Raw genomic sequence first — 16,633 nt, forward strand, 5'->3', positions numbered from 1 at the left:
GGGCAAAGGCGAATTATTGCGGATTCGTTGCCGCGCTCTCGCCCGGGGACTTCAACCCGCCCTGGCTGACGATCCTCATGGTCTCGCGGCAGAGATCGGCGAGGCCAATCAGCAGCACCGCGAGCAGGCAGAACAGGTTGATGGAATCGGTATTTGCGTTGCTCAGCGCGTTGAACTCGAAGAAGGGCGGAATGAACGCCCACCACACCAGGGGAATGGTGAACAGCGCGGCAAACCCCGCCGCCGGCGTGCCCGCAACGATGCCGAGTATGAACAGGCCGGGCAGGAACGCTGCAAAATAGAGCTTTGCGCCGAGCGCAACGCAAATGCCCTGAAACGCAGCCGACATGGCGACAACGACGCATCCGAGCAGAAACGCCTGCCACGACCATGGCCGTACCCGCGGTACGCCAAACAGCCCCGCACGCCTCATCAGCCTCCCCCTGCCGCCCATTAACCGGGCCTGCTTGAGACCAAAGTACTACAGCAGCACCGGAATCGCGAGATGCAAATTGCATCACCCGGCTGCCTCCCGCGGCCCGGTAAACGGCCGCATCGCACAATTGCTGTGGCCGGCGGCTATTCGGTCGCCGCATAGAGCAAGCCGATGACGGGCAGAGCGAGGCCGATGGCCGATGCGAGCGTCCAGCCGCCTTGCGCGAAAGCCCAGGCGCCGACCGCGGAGCCGGCCGCGCCGGCGGTGAAGAACGTCGCCATGTAGAGGCCGTTGAGGCGGCTGCGGTGCTCGTGCCCGAGCGCGAAGATGGCGCGGAAGCCGAGCACGACATTGCCCTGGACGCCGACGTCGATGGCAATTGCCGCCGCGACCAGACAGACCAGGTTCAGCATCGAGCCGGGCGCGCCGAGATAGGTCACGAGGAAGCCCCCGGCCGCGAGCAGCATCGCGACCAGCGTCGCGATGCGGCTATGGCCGCGATCGGCGAGCCGTCCGGCGATGGGCGCCGCGAACACGCCGGCCACGCCGGCCAGCGCAAACAGCGCGATGCCGCGCTGGGTGAAGCCGAACGCGTCGGCGAGCTGGAGCGGTGCCACCGTCCAGAACAGGGTGAAGCAGCCGAACAGGCTGGCCTGGTAGAGCGCCCGGCGCCGCAGCAGCGGCGTCGCCCGCACCAGATGCGGCATCGACAGCAACAGTTCGCCATAGTGCATCCGCGTCACCGGCTTGCGGTTCGGCAGCGTCATCCAGAGCACGGCCGTCAGCACGATCATCAGCGCGGCGGAGGCGAAGAACACCGCGTGCCACGACAGCGCCGAGGTGACGAAGCTCGACACCGGACGCGCCAGCATGATGCCGAGCATCAGGCCGGTCGAGACGTTGCCGACGACACGGCCGCGGATGGCTTCCGGCGCCAGATGCGCGGCATAGGGAATGATGATCTGAACCGCGACCGAACCGAGGCCGATGAACAGCGCGGCGATCAGGAACGGCAACGCATGGGTGGCGAACGCGGCGGCGAGCAGGGCCGCCGCGCCGAGCGTGATGACGGAGCAGATCAGGATACGGTTCTCGACGAGATCGCCGAGCGGCACGATCAGCAGCAGCCCGGTGCCGTAGCCGATCTGCGTCATGGTGACGATCAGCCCGCTAGCTGCGTGCGACAGGCCGAGCGCGGCGCTGATCGGGGCGATCAGCGGCTGCGCGTAGTAGATGTTGGCCGCGATCATGCCGCAGGCCGCGGCAAGCACGAAGGTCAGGCGCTGCGACACCGCATCCGGTTCGGGCGCGGTCTCGATCGTGGCATTCATCGTCATGACGCATAGTCTCCGAGAATCGGGAATGATCGTTCCCTAATAGGACACAAATTCAGGCGAGCAGTTTCATCGCGACGCCGACGAGGCGGGCTCCGTCGAGCGGCAGGCGCGCCTTGCCGACGACACGCAGGCCCTGCGTGATGCAGATCATCAGCCGCGCGGTGTCGTCGGCCGCGACATGACCGGGAATCGAGCCGTCGGCCTGCCCCTCGCGAATGAGGCCGGCGATGAAATCTTCGTTGGTCTCGAGCTGCGCGGCGACGCGGGCGGCGACGACGGAATCGACCGCCGACAATTCGACCGCGCTGCCGACCACGAGGCAGCCGCGCCGTCCCTCGGCGCCCTGGGACTGCTCCACATAGGACAGCAGCAAATTGCGGACCCGATCGCGGCCGTTTGTGCCGCGCCGGGCGGCGCTGCGGGTCTGCTCTTGGCGCAGCGCCGTATAGCGCTCGAAGGCAGCCAGGAACACCGCATGCTTGTCGCGAAACGCCTTGTAGATGCTCCCCGTCGCCAGCCGCATCGCCGCGGTAAGGTCGCCGATGGAGGTCGCATGATAGCCGCGCTCACGAAACACCCGCACGGCGCGGTCCAGCGCCGTATCCATGTCGAATTCCCGGGGACGACCGGGCGGACGGGCGGCAGACGGCGATCGGCGGGCGGCTTTTTGCATTGCGGGATAATAGGGAATGATTGTTTCCTAATAAAGACAATTGGTTGTGATGGGGGAGATCGGGTGGTCGGATAAGCAGGCCCCGGGCCTCGTGTCCCGGACAAGCAGCAACGCGAAGCGTTGCGGCGCAGCGCCGGGACCCAGAAGGCGACAGGGCGCGATGCGGATGGATGGGCCCCGGCTCTGCAGCGCACCGCCCCGGACGATGCTTCGCATCGCCCGAGCGCTGCGCTGCGTCCGGGGCACGCGAGCGGAGTGCGGCGATCGCCCTCTCCACCGTCATCGCGACGAGCTCTAGCGACGAAGCAATGACGGTGTATGAGGCGATGGCTCGTTCTCCAAGTGCGCAGTGCCGTAGGGTGGGCAAAGGCGCATAGCGCCGTGCCCACGATCTCTCTCCATAAGCAACAAGACGTGGGCACGCTGCGCTTTGCCCACCCTACGATATCGAGTTTGTGGCACGCAGCTCAGCTCACAGACACGCCTTCGCGTCCTCGCGGCGGATTTCGCCCGAGCTTTGCTTCAACTCTCCACCCTCCAATCCAAGAGGGCGCAGGGAAGGCCGGGTGCCGGTTCGCACCCGCGGTCCGCTGCGCGAAATGCACACGCAGGAAGAACCGCACAGCAGCATACAGGTGGTGCCGATCACTCGGCCTTCCCTGCGCGATGGTCGGACGGCTTATGCCGTGATCTCCCGGGAGCCGAACTTTCCTTCTGGCCTCCCTCGCTCCCGCGAATTGGATGATGCAGTCTGCCCGGTTGGGCTCGCTCGCACCTTCGCAGGACTTGACCGTAGCAACGACGGCCAGGACCACACGGTTTTGCCGTACGCGTTCAGCGTCGCTCGTCCGCACGCGGTTTCGGGCTCACAGGGACTACCCGCCCTGCCCGCTACCATCTCGTGCCGACGCTGCCGCGTCCACCGCAACCCGGCTCGCGAAACGTGACGACGCGCGATCGCCCCTCAAGGTCAAGCCGGGATGGGCGAAACATACGCCGAAACCGAATTTCGGTAAAGTGGAATATTTTTGGCGAGGCGCATTGACAGAGGGCGACACAGCCCTCTACCGCTCCGTCATCCTGCACGGTCGTCAGGATGGAGATCACCCCTTCCGCAACACCGGCATCCCATGCGCCGTCGTCGTCACGCCCTTCCGTTCCACGATCATCCCATAAGCCTGCGGCTGGCGGTGAAGGTCGAAATTGAAGGTGGTGCGCTTGTAGGAGTTGCAGAGGTCGAGATCGCAGCGCGCCAGCGCGATCTCGTCGCCCTTGGTCGTGCATCGCGCGATGATCTCGCCCGAGGGCGCGATGATGCAGCTGCCGCCGATGTGATCCACGCCCTCCTCGACGCCGGCCTTGGCGACGCCGACCACGAAAGTGCCGTTCTGGTAGGCGCCGGCCTGCATCACCAGATGGTTGTGGAACAGCGAGAGATCGTCATGCTCGGGCGCGGGCGGATTGTGCACCGGCGTGTTGTAGCCGATCAGCACCATCTCGACGCCCTGCAGGCCCACCACCCGGTAGGTCTCGCTCCAGCGACGGTCGTTGCAGATCGCCATGCCCATCACGCCGCCGAAGGCCTCGGTCACGCCAAAACCGCTGCCCGGCTCGAAGTAGCGCTTTTCCAGATGCTGAAATTTCCGCCACGGCTCGGGCTCGGCATGGCCGGGCAGATGGACTTTGCGATACTTCGAGACGATCGCGCCGCTCTTGTCGACCAGAATGGACGTGTTGTAGCGCCTGACGACATCGGCCTCGACCGTCAGTTCGGCATAGCCGAGATAGAAGCCGATACCGATCTCGCGGGCGAGATCGAACAGGGCACGCGTCTCCGGCCCCGGCATCTCGCGCTCGAAAAAACTGTCGATCTCGGCCTGATCCTCAAAATACCAGCGCGGAAAAAACGTCGTCAGCGCAAGCTCGGGATAGACGATCAGATCGCAGCCGCAGGCTTTCGCCTCGCGCATCAAGGCCATCAGCCGGGCGACAACTTCCGTCCTGCTCGCGGTCCTTGCGATCGGGCCAAGCTGGCCGGCTGCGATAGTTACGGATCTCGCCACGCCTCATTCCCTCGTCTTCCGGAGTGCATCGGGCCTGAGCCTATCTAGCAGCGCACCGCGCGCACAGGCCGGCTCGACCCATCGTCGCGATGAGGCACAATCAAATTCCATGCCTACGGGTATCATTGTGCAGCGGCCGGCGCCCGCGCATCAAAACGTTGCGAATCTGCAACGGTTCCCCGCGATCTGAAGCCGGACAAAACAAACTCCCATTCCGGCCACGAACCGCTCTCACAAGGCCGTGAGACTAGCAGGGGAACGACGATGCGTGCACAACGCGTTTGGAAAGTGAATGGAGATGCCAGCATCGGGCAGCTCCAGTCGAGACTGGACGATCTGAACAAGCGTCTCGGTCAACTCGAAAACCAGCATCCGGAGAGCTGGAAACTCGAGGAACTGAGAGCGAGCGCGCTCAGCCTGTCCCGCGAGATCGACGACATCCGCTGCGCCGAGGCGACGGCGGCATTGAGCGAGTTGCTGCGGAAGTAGTCACCCCTGGCGATTCGGCGTTGGCGCCAGCGAAACCCGTCGCTCCCTCTCAGTCGCGCGAGGAACCAACCTCTCTCGCCGTCATTTCCATGAGAGCATGGAGCACGATCATGACCAGGCACCTGACGCGAACCCATCTCGCGCGCGGCGTGGCCGGCGCGGTATCCACGCTGGTCCTGTGCGCGACGGCGGCCTTCGCCCTCGCGCGCCATTTCGCGCTGTAAGGGATTTCGCATGACGTCCGATCCCGAGGAGCAGGTGAGGCTGCAAGGTTTTGGCGAGATGACGCTACGCACGGCGATCGCGACGCTGACGGCGCTCGCGCCGCGGGAGCAATCGGAGGCTGCGATCTTCCGGGTGCGTGACGGCGTGCGTCTCGCGCAAAGCGAGATCGCCGAACTCGCGTCGAGCTGGGACATACCTGCGACGCCTGAAGTCAGGTCCCCAAGACTCGTCCCCGAACAGCACTGGCCCGACATCGTTCGCGGCATGGTGCGCGAAGCGCCGCTGCCGGCGCTGCTGGTGGCGTTTCTGGTGGGGGTGGTGGTGGCAAGGCGGTGAGGAACCCCACCGCCCGCCCGGGGACCCCGACCTATTCGTGACGATCCATCGCGGAGGTCGCCTTGGTGTCGCGCATCGTCAGATAGACCAGCAGCGAAACCGCGATGCAGCCGGTCAGATACCAGTAGAACCAGCTTTCGTGGCCGATCGACTTGAACCATAACGCGATCGATTCGGCGGTACCGCCGAAGATCGAGACGGTCAGCGCATAGGGCACCCCGACGCCCGTTGCGCGTACGCTGGTCGGAAACAGTTCCGCCTTCACCACCGCATTGATCGCGGTATAGCCCGACACGATCATCCAGGCGGCGGCGATCAGCAGGAAGGCGGAAAATGCATCGTGCGTGGCCTGCAGCGTCGTCAGCAAGGGAATGGTGAACAACGTGCCGGATACGCCGAAGCCGATCAGCAGCCATTTGCGCCCGATGCGGTCGGAGATCGCACCGTAGACCGGTTGCAGCACCATCGCGAAGACGAGGCTTCCCGCTGTCACCATGGTGGTCTGGTCGTCGGTCAGCTTCACCGACAGGCGGAGGAATTTCTGCATATAGGTGGTGTAGGTGTAGAACGCCGCCGTGCCGCCCATGGTCAGCCCCACCACGAGCATTAGCTCACGCGGGTAGTTCAGCAGCGCGCGGATCGAGCTGGATTTCTTCACCGCGGCCTGGCTGCTCTTGAAGGCGTCGGTTTCGTGCAGATTGCTCCGCATCAAGGCCGCGACGACCGCGAGCACGGCACCGAACGCAAACGGCACGCGCCAGCCCCAGGCCCGGATCTCCTCAGTCGAGAGAAACACCTTCTGCAGGAGAAGCAGCACGAGGATGGCGCAGAGCTGCCCGCCGATCAGGGTCACGTACTGGAAGCTGGAGTAGAAGCCGCGATTCTTCTCGTCGGCGACCTCACTGAGATAGGTGGCGCTGGTGCCGTATTCGCCGCCGAGGCTCAGCCCCTGCAGGACCCGCGCGAGGCCGAGGATGACGGGAGCGGCCAGACCGATCGAAGCATAAGTCGGTGTCACCGCAATGATCAGCGACCCGAAGCACATCATCACGACGGACAGCGTCAGCGCGTTGCGCCGGCCATAGCGATCGGCCAGATGGCCGAACATCCAGCCGCCGAGCGGGCGCACCAGGAAGCCCGCAGCAAACAGCAGCGCCGCATTGAGCTGCTGCACCACCTCGTCGCCATCAGGGAAGAACGCCTTGGCGAAATACAGGGAGAACGCCGCATAGGCGTAGAAATCGTACCACTCGACGAGATTGCCGACCGAGCCGACGAAGATCGCGCGCAACCGGCGCTTCATGTCGGTGATATCGGCACGCTGCTCCGTGACGGGCGCTCCGACAGTCTGAATTGTGGCTTCCTGTGAACTCACGACGTCCTCCGCAGATTTATTGGAAAACCGGATGGTTTCGGCGCTGCTTCAGCAACGGCCGTGCCAATCGGGAGCGGCACGCGAAAACGGCGGGAATTGCCGTAAATTGAGCAGTTTTTGAGGAGGACGACCACGCGAGGGCGGGAGCGTCGGCAAGAATCCGCCGATGCGAATGTCGACATCGGCGGATTTCCGCCGATCAATCGCCGGCTCAGGGCTCCTTGCGGCCGGGCCGCGCCAGCGCGTATTTCGCCATCTTCTCGTTCAGCGTCCGGCGCGGCACGCCGAGCTCCTCGGTGACGGCGGCAATCGACCAGTCATGCTCGCGCAAGGCGGCCTCGATCAGCGCACGCTCGTAGGCCGCAACGCGGTCGGCGAGCGACCGCTGCGGCGCTCCCGGTTCGCCGCGTCGAAGGATCTCGGCGACGCTGCGACCGGTCGCGACCAGTCCCAGCGCATAGCGTTCGGCGACGTTCTTCAGCTCGCGCACATTGCCAGGCCAGTCATGGGCGAGCAGCGCATCGAGATCGTCCGCCCGCAGCGGCGACATCGTGCGGCCCGCGCCCTGGGCGGCAGCGGCGGCAAAATGCTCGAACAGCAGCAGAACGTCATTGCCGCGCTCGCGCAGCGCCGGCAGGTGGACCTCCGCCGCCGCAAGACGGAAGTAAAGGTCGGAGCGGAAGCGCCCCTGGCGGCTGTCGGCCGCGAGATCACCCTTGGCTGCCGCGATGACGCGAACGTCGACCGGCAGCAGCTTGTTGGACCCGACCCGCTCGATCGCGCGCTCCTGCAGCGCCCGCAGGATCTTGGCCTGGAACGGAAGCGGCATGCTTTCGATCTCGTCGAGCAACAGCGTGCCGCCGCTCGCGTGCTCGAACTTTCCGATGCGGGCGCCACGTGCGCCGGTGAAGGCGCCGGCCTCATGGCCGAACAATTCGCTTTCGAACAATTCGGCCGGGATCGCGGCGCAGTTCACGGCAACGAAAGGCGCCTTCGCGCGCGGACCGAAATCGTGCAGGGCCCGCGCCACCACCTCCTTGCCGGTTCCGGTCTCGCCGGTGACGATAACGTCGCGATCGTGACCGGCGAGCTCGAGCACGCTGGCGCGCACCGCGACCATCGGCTTCGACAGGCCGATCAGGCGGGCATCGATCTCGCCGGGCGCGGCGAGGCGATCCGAGAGCTGGCGAAGCTGCAATTTCAACTGTCGCCGCTCGATCGCGCGGGTCATGACTGCCGAGAGCAGCTCGGGATCATGAGGCTTCTGCAGGAAATCGTAGGCGCCCTCGCGCATCGCAGCGACCGCCAGAGGCACGTCGCCATGCGCGGTCAGGAGCACGACGGGAATATCAGGATCGGCGCGGCGAATGTCGCGCATCAACTCGAGCCCGGATCGCTGCGGCATGCGAAAATCGGTCAGCACGGCGTCGGGCGGAGTTTCCTTCACGAGGCGCATGGCCTCGTCCGCGCCCGCGGCAACCCGGACCGTGAACCCGCCCAGCTCCAGCCACTGCCGCACCGAATTGCGGACGATCTCCTCGTCGTCGACGACGAGCAAGGACCCGCTCATGCCTGCAGTTCCGATTGCTGGAAAACCGGCGCGACATCCACGACCGGAATGACGACCTTGAAAGTCGAGCCTTTGCCCGGCGCGCTCTCCACCAAGATATCTCCTCCGAACTCCCTGACGATTCCGTACGAAATCGAAAGCCCGAGGCCAAGCCCCTCGCCGATCTCCTTGGTGGTGAAGAACGGGTCGAACAGCGATTTGAGGTGCTCGGGTACGATGCCGGCGCCGGTGTCGCCGACCTCGATCACAGCGCTGTCGTCGCGGCGGCCGAGCCGGACCTGGAGCACCCGCCGCTCGCAATCGCGCATCGCATCGATCGCATTCGACAGCAGATTGACGACGACCTGCTCGAGCCGGATCGGATTGGCAAGGCTATGGAGCGGCTCGGCAGGCGCCTCGCGCACCACCTCGATATGCTCGTGGTCGATGCGGTATTGCAGCAGGCGGACCGCATTGTCGATGACAGGCGCGAGCTCTACGGCGCTGCGCGTCCCGGTCTCCTTGCGCGCGAACATGCGCAGGTGATCGATCAGTGCCATCATGCGCTCGGCGATCGAAGACATCAGGTCGAGGTTGGCGGCCGCGCGATCGACCTCGTTGCGGCGGAGCAGGACGCGACTGCTCGCGACATAGGTGATCAGCGCCGCGAGCGGCTGGTTGATCTCGTGCGCGACGCCGGCAAGCGCCTGGCCGAGGCTCGCGAGCTTGGCGCTCTGCACCAGGCTTTCCATGGTCCGGCGCAGCTCTTCCGTGCGCTCGGCCACGCGCCGCTCGAGAACGTCATGCGCCTCGAGCTTCGCCCTGATGGCCTGCCGCCGCTGCCAGGCAACCAGCACGACCAGCAGCGCGGCGACGAGAGCCAGGACGCTCGCGATCGCGACGGTCGCCGCACTGCGCTTGGCATCCGCGACGTCCGAGAACAGGAGCAGCTTCCAGCCCTGGTCGTGCGGATGGACCTGAAGGGCGTATTCCCCGAGCTCGGCATTACCGCGACCGCGCGCGCGACCGATCTGGATGCGCTGCCGATCGCGCTCGGGCACGAAGATTGGAGCGGCGTCGATCGCCTGACCGAATTGCTGTGCGGCGTTCAGCTCTGCGAGCCGCTCCGCCGGCACCGGGAGCAGCGGACGATATTTCCAGTCCTCGCGGCTGGCGAGGAAGATCACGCCGTTCTCGTCCTCCATCGCCACGAGGTCGCCCGCCCGCGCCCAGTCGGACTCGAGCGAACCGAGATCGATCTTGACCACGGCGACACCGAGGGTTTTGCCGCCCTCCACGATCCGATGCGACAGGAAATAGCCGGGCTGTCCCGTGGTGGCGCCGACGGCGTAGTAATGGCCCTCGCCGGCGCGCATGGCGTCCACGAAATAGGCGCGGAACGCGTAATTGTGCCCGACGAAACTCGAATCCTGGTCGAAATTGCTCGCCGCCAGAGCGAGACCGGTGCTGTCGAGGACATACAGCTCGGCCGATCGAGCTCCCTGGTTGAGCGATTTGAGGTAGCGATTCGCGGCGGCGGTCGCCGATGCGTCATGGGGATCGCGGTAGAGCTCGCGGATGGGATCGGCGAGCGACAGAACCGCCGGCAAATAGCGATAGCGCGCGACGGTCGCGTCGAAGGTGCTTGCAATCAGCGCAAGCCGGTCATTGCCCTCCCGCTGCATGCGCGCAAACCCTGCATCCAGCGCGAGAACGTAGGCCAGCCAGCCCACCGCCGCGATCGCCGCAAGCGCGAGAGCGCCCGTCAGCGTGTGCCGCAGCAGAGCTGGACGAGGAGTTTGCATCTGGGCTCCGGACCGGGACGATATCGCTAGGTAGCATATCGCGCGACCGGCGCCCGAGGGGACCGCCGCGCGGAAAAGGGGCTGCTGGGGGAATGCCGAGCCGTCCGGTCGGTCGGGTCCGGCCCATGGGCCGCAACAAGCCATGCCGCCGTAACAGACCGCCCTGCCCGGCCAAATCGGCCGTGGACCCGATCCCGAAATCGTTGCAAAAAGGCGTTCCGAGGCGCCGGCGGCCGGTCCGCCAAGCCTCTGGAAAACGTCGACTTTTGGAAGAATGGTCGGAGTGGCAGGATTCGAACCTGCGACCCCTGCGTCCCGAACGCAGTGCTCTACCGGGCTGAGCCACACTCCGACAAGAAGGCGGCTTATAGCGGCGGGTTCGGCGCACTGCAAGCGGCCGGCATGAGGAATTTTGTCCCTGTGAAAACGGGTCTTGAAACGCTGATTTTACCGGCCGGCGAGGCCGGCGCCGAGGCTGCGGCCCGCACGCTGGCCGCCGGCGGGCTGGTCGCGTTTCCGACCGAGACCGTCTACGGGCTCGGGGCGGATGCGGCCAATGCCGCCGCGATCGCCCATCTCTACGCCGCCAAGGGGCGGCCGGCCTTCAATCCGCTGATCGCCCATGTGGCGGACATTGCCGCCGCGCGGCGGATCGGCCGGTTCGACGCGCGCGCGTTGAGGCTCGCGGAAGCGTTCTGGCCGGGACCGCTGACGCTGGTGGTGCCGAAGACGGAGGGCTGCCCGGTGGCCGAGCTCGCCACCGCGGGCCTCGACACGGTCGCGATTCGCATTCCCGCGCACAAGGTGGCGCAGGCGATCCTCCGCGCCTTCGGCGGCGCCGTGGTGGCGCCGTCCGCCAACATCTCCGGCCACGTCTCGCCGACGCTGGCGGCCCATGTCGAGAGCGACTTGTCGGGGCGGATCGACCTGATCGTGGACGGCGGGCCTGTAACGGTCGGCGTCGAATCGACCATTGTCGGCTGCCTCGAGGCACCGATGCTGCTGCGCCCCGGCGGGCTGTCGCGCGAGCGGATCGAGGCGGTGCTGGGCGCCCCCCTGGCGCGGCTGCCGGTGGAGGCCGAGAGCGACGACAGCCAGCCGCTGGCACCGGGCATGCTGGCCTCGCATTACGCGCCGCGCGCCAGCGTGCGGCTTCGCGCGCAGGACGTTGCGCCCGGCGAAGCGCTGCTGGCGTTCGGCTCTGAGCGCCTGCCTGGCGTCGATGCGGCCGTCGCTGTCATGAATTTGTCGCCCACCGGTGATCTCGATGAAGCCGCCGCAAATCTGTTCGGCTATCTTCGCGCCCTCGATGCGAAGGGGCCACGGGCCATCGCGGTGATGACGATCCCCGAAGACGATCTGGGCGAAGCGATCAATGACCGGCTGCGCCGGGCTGCGGTGGCGAGATAGCGCATGATCCGGACCCGAAAGGCCGCGTTGGCGAAAAGTGTGTAGCGGTTTTTCCGATAAGATCATGCGCAAAAGATCAAGAGCGAAGTAGAGACGAGACAATGAACATCAATAAGCCTGCGATCCCTCCACTTGCGCCCGAACTGATCGACCAATTCCGCAAGATCGTCGGCGACAAGCACGCGATCACCGATGCAACCGACATCGAGCCTTACGTCACGGAGGAGCGCAATCTGTTCCACGGCCGCTCGCCGCTGGTGCTGCGTCCGGGCTCGACGGCGGAGGTCTCCGCAATCTGCAGGCTCGCCTCAGAACACAAGATCGCGCTGGTGCCGCAGGGCGGCAACACCGGGCTCGTCGGCGGGCAGACGCCGCATAATGGCGAGGTGGTGGTGTCGCTGCGGCGGCTCGACAAGATCCGCGAAGTCGACACCGCCTCCAACACCATGACGGTCGAAGCCGGCGTGGTGCTGCAGATCGCGCAAGCGAAGGCGTCCGACGTCGACCGGCTGTTTCCGCTCTCGCTCGGCGCCGAAGGCAGCTGCACCATCGGCGGCAATCTCTCCACCAATGCCGGCGGCACCGCTGCGCTCGCCTATGGCGTGGCGCGCGAGATGGCGCTGGGGCTGGAAGTCGTGCTCGCCGACGGGCGCGTGCTGGGCGTGCTGTCGAAGCTGAAAAAGGACAACACCGGCTACAATCTGCACAATCTCTTCATCGGCGCCGAAGGCACGCTCGGCATCATCACGGCGGCGACCTTGAGGCTGTTTCCGAAGCCGCGGGCGGTCGAGACCGCCTATGTCGGGCTGAAATCGCCGGCGGCGGCCTTGAAGCTGCTGACCATCGCGCAGAGCGAGGCCGCCAATGCGCTGACGAGTTTTGAACTATTGTCGGAGATGGCGGTCGATTTCTCGGTGCGGCACGGCATCGACGTGCGCGATCCGCTCAGCGAGAAGCATCCCTGGTACGTGCTGATGGAGTTGTCCTCCCCCGGCGACGACGCCCGCACGCCGCTGGAGACGATCCTCGCCCGCGCCATGGAAGAGGACATCGTCGACGACGCCGTGATCGCGGCCAACCTCAGCCAGCGCAACAATTTCTGGAAGCTGCGCGAGGAGATGTCGTCGGCGCAGAAGCCGGAGGGCGGCTCGATCAAGCACGACATCTCGGTGCCGATCGCCGCGGTGCCTGAATTCATCGCGGAAGCCAACGCCGCCGTGGTGAAGCTGATCCCGGGCGCGCGGCCGGTGCCGTTCGGCCATCTCGGCGACGGCAATCTGCATTACAATGTCAGCCAGCCGATCGGGGCCGATACCGCGGATTTTCTGGCGCGCTGGCACGACATGAACGCCGTCGTGTTCGAGATCGTGCTGCGCATGGGCGGATCGATCTCGGCCGAGCACGGCATCGGCGTGCTCAAGCGCGACGAGCTGCCCGACGTCAAGGACAAGACCGCGATCGAGCTGATGCGCGCCATCAAGGCGATGCTCGATCCGCTTGGCATCATGAATCCGGGGAAGGTGCTGTGAGCGCGTCGTTCTCGCCGGCTCCGCTTGCGATCGACGCCATCGGGGATGCCGATGTCGAAGAGGTCGTCGCGCTGTGGCAGCGCTGCGGCCTGACGCGGCCCTGGAACGACCCGCATGCCGACATCGCACTGGCACGGCGGCGCGATAACTCGACCGTGCTGGTCGGGCGCGACGCCGGCGCGATCGTTGCGACCGTCATGGTCGGCCATGACGGCCACCGCGGCTGGGTTTATTACGTCGCGGTCGACCCCGACGGCCGCAAGCGCGGCCGTGGCCGCGTCATCATGGCCGCGGCCGAGGACTGGCTGCGCGCCGCCGGAATTTCGAAGCTGCAGCTCCTCGTCCGCCGCGAGAACGCGCAGGCCAATGCGTTCTACGGCTCGCTGGGCTTCGAGCTATCAACATCCGTGATGTTCCAGAAGTGGCTCGACGGCCGCTCCGCCACGCCAAGCAACTGAGATCAGGCAAATGACCATTTCCGACCGCGTCCGCATCAAGGACGTCCGCGTGCTCTCGGACGGCTGGACCACGCTGAAGACCACCACGTTCGAGTACCGGCGCGCCAGCGGCGAGTGGCAGACGCAGCACCGCGAGACCTATGAGCGCGACAACGCCGCCGCCGTGCTGCCCTATAACCGCGCTGGGCGTACCGTGATCCTGGTGCGCCAGTTCCGCCTGCCGGCCTTCATCCGCGGCTACAACGATCTCCTGATCGAGGCCGCCGCCGGCGTGCTCGACAACGCCGAGCCCGAAGAGCGCATCCGCGCCGAGGCCGAGGAGGAGACCGGCTATCGCCTGCACCACGTCCACAAGGTGTTCGAGGCCTTCATGAGCCCCGGCGCCATCACCGAGAAGCTGCATTTCTTCGTCGCCGAGTACGAGCCTTCGATGCGGGTCAGCGACGGCGGCGGCCTGGAGCACGAGGGCGAGGACATCGAGGTGCTGGAGCTTTCGATCGACGAGGCCCTGGCGATGATCGCCGACGGCCGCATCATCGACGCCAAGGCGATCATGCTGCTGCAATATGTGGCGCTGCACGTGTTCAGGTGAGCTTGCTTACCCTCCCCCTCCAGTGAAGGGTCAGAGGCGCCGCCCCACCTCATTCTGCAATTCAGGCCTGCGCCCCCCTTGCCCCCGTTGAGCAACCACAAAACTATCTCTAGTCTGTCGCTAACCGAGAACCAGGAGACGCGCCCATGTCCGCGCCGCGCGACGACGAATTCGGCTTTGCGCCCGACTATGATTCCCCCGTCCCCTACATGCAGCGCACCCGCGATTATTACGCGGCGATCGGCTACACCACCGCGTATCGCTGGGCGCATTACACCGAGGCGCCGTTTCAGCCGCTGAAGAAGCCGCTGGCAAAGTCGCGCGTGACCATCATCACGACCGCTGCGCCGTATGATCCCAGCAAGGGCGATCAGGGGCCGGGCGCGGCGTATAATGGCGGCGCCAAGTTCTACCAGGTCTATGACGGCGACACATCGAAAGAGCACGATCTGCGCATCTCGCATATCGGCTACGACCGCAAGCACACCTCGGCCACCGACAACGGCACCTGGTTTCCGTTGCCGCAGCTCTTGAAGGCGTCCGCCGCCGGCCGCATCGGCGAGGTCGCCCCGCGCTTCTTCGGCGCCCCGACCAACCGCAGCCATCGCGTCACGCTTGACACGGATGCACCGGACATCCTGGCGCGCTGCCTTGCGGACAAGGTTGACGTCGCGGTGCTGGTGCCGAACTGCCCGGTCTGCCACCAGACCACCGCGCTGGTGGCGCGGCATCTGGAGCGGAACGGCATCCCGACCGTGATCATGGGCTGCGCCAAGGACATCATCGAGCACGCCGCCGTTCCGCGCTTCCTGTTCTCCGACTTCCCGCTCGGCAATTCCGCCGGCAAGCCGCACGACGTCGCCTCGCAGGCGCAGACGCTCGAGCTGGCGCTCAAGCTGCTGGAGAGCGCGAGCGGTCCGCAGACCACGATGCAGTCGCCGCTGCGCTGGAGCGAGGACGCCTCCTGGAAGCTCGACTACAACAACGTCGCCCAGCTTTCGCCGGAAGAGCTGGCGCGCCGCCGCGCCGAATTCGACAAGCAGAAGGAGATCGCGCGCGGCAACCGCGCCGCCTGACGTCCTCCGATAACGATAATCAAAAAGGGGAGAGCGACGTGACGCGACCGTTCGAGGGCGTGAAGATTTTGGACTTCACGCAAGTGCTGGCCGGCCCCTATGCGAGCTACCAGCTCGCGCTGCTGGGAGCCGATGTCGTCAAGGTCGAGCGGCGCGAGGGCGAGGACATGCGCCGCACGCCGCTGTCACGCGAATGGGCCGAGCGCGGGCTCGCCCCCGCATTCCAGGCCGTCAATGGCAACAAGCGCAGCCTGACGCTCGATCTGCAGAAGCCGGAGGCGATCGCGATCGTGAAGAAGCTCGCAGCGACCGTCGACGTCGTCATGGAGAATTTCCGCCCCGGCGTGATGGACAAGCTCAGCATCGGCTATGAAGCGCTGTCCGCGATCAATCCAAAACTGATCTATTGCGCGGTGTCCGGCTTCGGCCAGACCGGCCCGGATCGCCTGCGGCCTGGCTATGACGGCAAGATGCAGGCGCTGTCAGGCATCATGGCCATCACCGGCCATCCCGAGACGGGGCCGACGCGCGCGGGCTTTGCGGTGTGCGACGTGCTGTCGGGCGCCACCGCCGCGTTCGGCGTGTCGAGCGCGCTATATCAGCGCGACCGCACCGGCAAGGGGCAGTTCGTCGATGTCTCCATGCTGGAGGCGACGATGGCGTTTCTGTCGGGACAGATCGCGGACTGGTCGGTTGCCGGCCATCGCCAACAGCTCTCGGGCAATCAGGCGGTGAGCCGCAGGACCACGGCGAATTTGTTCAAGTGCGGCGACGGCCACATCCTGCTCGCCGTCAACAATGAGAAGCAGTACCGCGCGCTGATGGCTGCGCTTGGCCGCGAGGACACGCTGTCAGATCCGCGCTTTGCCGACTGGTTTTCCCGCAACGAGAACGAACCCGCGCTGCGCGCCATCATCGAAGCGGCGCTGGCGGCAAAACCGGCGCGCGAATGGGAAACGATCCTGGAGGACGCCGGCGCGCCTTGCGCCAGCATCTGGAAGGTCGAGGAGGTGATCGACCATCCGCAAATCAAGGCGCGCGGCGCGATTCAGCAGCTGGATACGCCCTACGGACAGCTGCGCTTTGCCGGCAGCGGCTTCAAGCTCGCCCATGGCGGCGGCAGGCTGGACCGGATGGCACCGGAGCTCGGCGCCGATACCGATGCGGTGCTGGGCGAGCTGGGGTTTGATGCGGCGGAGATCGCGGCGCTTAAGGCACGGGAGATTGTGTGACGCTCCAACAAAAAAACTCGGCCGTCGTCCCGGACAAGCGTCAGCGCA

Annotated in this window: 15 protein-coding genes and 1 tRNA gene; 8 read left to right on the forward strand and 8 right to left on the reverse strand. The window is 65.9% G+C overall.

All coding sequences use genetic code 11. From position 1 onward, the window contains the following. Window positions 1-13: 13 nt before the first annotated feature. The 4 genes from XH81_RS28265 to XH81_RS28280 all read right to left on the reverse strand — a co-directional run bounded on the left by XH81_RS28265 (window position 14) and on the right by XH81_RS28280 (window position 4,509). A complete protein-coding gene (locus tag XH81_RS28265; RefSeq protein ID WP_028144074.1) occupies window positions 14-433 on the reverse strand; it encodes a hypothetical protein in 420 nt (139 codons plus the stop codon). Window positions 434-579: 146 nt separating this feature from the next. Next, window positions 580-1,773, reverse strand: coding sequence for an MFS transporter (locus tag XH81_RS28270; protein ID WP_028144075.1), 1,194 nt, complete (start codon window positions 1,771-1,773; stop codon window positions 580-582). 52 nt (window positions 1,774-1,825) lie between these two features. Beyond that, window positions 1,826-2,446, reverse strand: coding sequence for a TetR/AcrR family transcriptional regulator (locus tag XH81_RS28275; protein WP_038972646.1), 621 nt, complete (start codon window positions 2,444-2,446; stop codon window positions 1,826-1,828). A gap of 1,103 nt (window positions 2,447-3,549) precedes the next feature. Further along, window positions 3,550-4,509 (reverse strand): N-carbamoyl-D-amino-acid hydrolase, encoded by a 960-nt coding sequence (locus XH81_RS28280; protein ID WP_028141615.1) that lies wholly within the window; start codon window positions 4,507-4,509, stop codon window positions 3,550-3,552. 264 nt (window positions 4,510-4,773) lie between these two features. Here XH81_RS28280 and XH81_RS28285 point away from each other — a divergent pair, with 264 nt between their 5' ends. Both XH81_RS28285 and XH81_RS28290 read left to right on the forward strand, forming a co-directional pair. Then, window positions 4,774-4,998 carry a hypothetical protein gene (locus XH81_RS28285; protein ID WP_028141616.1) on the forward strand — a complete coding sequence of 75 codons (225 nt, stop codon included), beginning with the start codon at window positions 4,774-4,776 and terminating at the stop codon, window positions 4,996-4,998. A gap of 234 nt (window positions 4,999-5,232) precedes the next feature. Beyond that, window positions 5,233-5,559 (forward strand): hypothetical protein, encoded by a 327-nt coding sequence (locus XH81_RS28290; RefSeq protein WP_028141617.1) that lies wholly within the window; start codon window positions 5,233-5,235, stop codon window positions 5,557-5,559. 31 nt (window positions 5,560-5,590) lie between these two features. On the opposite strand, the gene XH81_RS28295 is transcribed toward XH81_RS28290, so the two are convergent. The 4 genes from XH81_RS28295 to XH81_RS28310 form a co-directional block, all read right to left on the reverse strand. Beyond that, window positions 5,591-6,862: an MFS transporter gene (locus XH81_RS28295; RefSeq protein WP_028141618.1), complete on the reverse strand. Its 1,272-nt coding sequence runs from the start codon at window positions 6,860-6,862 to the stop codon at window positions 5,591-5,593. Between the two features lie 283 nt (window positions 6,863-7,145). Next, the gene (locus XH81_RS28300) at window positions 7,146-8,504 is read right to left on the reverse strand and encodes a sigma-54-dependent transcriptional regulator (protein ID WP_028141619.1); all 1,359 of its coding nucleotides are present in this window, start codon (window positions 8,502-8,504) and stop codon (window positions 7,146-7,148) included. Beyond that, the gene (locus tag XH81_RS28305) at window positions 8,501-10,288 is read right to left on the reverse strand and encodes an ATP-binding protein (RefSeq protein WP_049801734.1); all 1,788 of its coding nucleotides are present in this window, start codon (window positions 10,286-10,288) and stop codon (window positions 8,501-8,503) included. Before XH81_RS28305 ends, XH81_RS28300 begins: the two co-directional genes overlap by 4 nt. Before the next feature lie 275 nt (window positions 10,289-10,563). After that, window positions 10,564-10,640 (reverse strand) — tRNA-Pro (locus XH81_RS28310). 68 nt (window positions 10,641-10,708) lie between these two features. Here XH81_RS28310 and XH81_RS28315 point away from each other — a divergent pair. The 6 genes from XH81_RS28315 to XH81_RS28340 all read left to right on the forward strand — a co-directional run bounded on the left by XH81_RS28315 (window position 10,709) and on the right by XH81_RS28340 (window position 16,585). Next, window positions 10,709-11,698 carry an L-threonylcarbamoyladenylate synthase gene (locus XH81_RS28315; protein WP_028141620.1) on the forward strand — a complete coding sequence of 330 codons (990 nt, stop codon included), beginning with the start codon at window positions 10,709-10,711 and terminating at the stop codon, window positions 11,696-11,698. A 101-nt stretch (window positions 11,699-11,799) separates the two neighbouring features. Beyond that, window positions 11,800-13,227: an FAD-binding oxidoreductase gene (locus XH81_RS28320; RefSeq protein WP_028141621.1), complete on the forward strand. Its 1,428-nt coding sequence runs from the start codon at window positions 11,800-11,802 to the stop codon at window positions 13,225-13,227. Beyond that, a complete protein-coding gene (locus XH81_RS28325; protein WP_028141622.1) occupies window positions 13,224-13,685 on the forward strand; it encodes a GNAT family acetyltransferase in 462 nt (153 codons plus the stop codon). The genes XH81_RS28320 and XH81_RS28325 overlap by 4 nt, the downstream gene beginning before the upstream one ends. 10 nt (window positions 13,686-13,695) lie before the next feature. Then, window positions 13,696-14,277: an NUDIX domain-containing protein gene (locus tag XH81_RS28330; protein ID WP_028141623.1), complete on the forward strand. Its 582-nt coding sequence runs from the start codon at window positions 13,696-13,698 to the stop codon at window positions 14,275-14,277. Between the two features lie 146 nt (window positions 14,278-14,423). Next, the gene (locus tag XH81_RS28335) at window positions 14,424-15,353 is read left to right on the forward strand and encodes a glycine reductase (protein WP_028141624.1); all 930 of its coding nucleotides are present in this window, start codon (window positions 14,424-14,426) and stop codon (window positions 15,351-15,353) included. A gap of 38 nt (window positions 15,354-15,391) precedes the next feature. Continuing rightward, a complete protein-coding gene (locus XH81_RS28340) occupies window positions 15,392-16,585 on the forward strand; it encodes a CaiB/BaiF CoA transferase family protein (RefSeq protein WP_028141625.1) in 1,194 nt (397 codons plus the stop codon). The last annotated feature ends 48 nt before the right edge of the window (window positions 16,586-16,633 follow it).

Source organism: Bradyrhizobium sp. CCBAU 25360 (genome assembly GCF_028128695.1).
Lineage (GTDB): Bacteria > Pseudomonadota > Alphaproteobacteria > Rhizobiales > Xanthobacteraceae > Bradyrhizobium > Bradyrhizobium ottawaense.

Excerpts from the sequence above, each read along its gene's own strand:
- XH81_RS28265 (WP_028144074.1), bottom strand. The coding sequence starts at position 433 with ATGAGGCGTGCGGGGCTGTTTGGCGTACCGCGGGTACGGCCATGGTCG.
- XH81_RS28270 (WP_028144075.1), bottom strand. The coding sequence starts at position 1,773 with ATGACGATGAATGCCACGATCGAGACCGCGCCCGAACCGGATGCGGTG.
- XH81_RS28275 (WP_038972646.1), bottom strand. The coding sequence starts at position 2,446 with ATGCAAAAAGCCGCCCGCCGATCGCCGTCTGCCGCCCGTCCGCCCGGT.
- XH81_RS28285 (WP_028141616.1), top strand. The coding sequence starts at position 4,774 with ATGCGTGCACAACGCGTTTGGAAAGTGAATGGAGATGCCAGCATCGGG.
- XH81_RS28290 (WP_028141617.1), top strand. The coding sequence starts at position 5,233 with ATGACGTCCGATCCCGAGGAGCAGGTGAGGCTGCAAGGTTTTGGCGAG.
- XH81_RS28295 (WP_028141618.1), bottom strand. The coding sequence starts at position 6,862 with ATGAAGCGCCGGTTGCGCGCGATCTTCGTCGGCTCGGTCGGCAATCTC.
- XH81_RS28300 (WP_028141619.1), bottom strand. The coding sequence starts at position 8,504 with ATGAGCGGGTCCTTGCTCGTCGTCGACGACGAGGAGATCGTCCGCAAT.
- XH81_RS28305 (WP_049801734.1), bottom strand. The coding sequence starts at position 10,288 with ATGCAAACTCCTCGTCCAGCTCTGCTGCGGCACACGCTGACGGGCGCT.
- XH81_RS28320 (WP_028141621.1), top strand. The coding sequence starts at position 11,800 with ATGAACATCAATAAGCCTGCGATCCCTCCACTTGCGCCCGAACTGATC.
- XH81_RS28330 (WP_028141623.1), top strand. The coding sequence starts at position 13,696 with ATGACCATTTCCGACCGCGTCCGCATCAAGGACGTCCGCGTGCTCTCG.
- XH81_RS28335 (WP_028141624.1), top strand. The coding sequence starts at position 14,424 with ATGTCCGCGCCGCGCGACGACGAATTCGGCTTTGCGCCCGACTATGAT.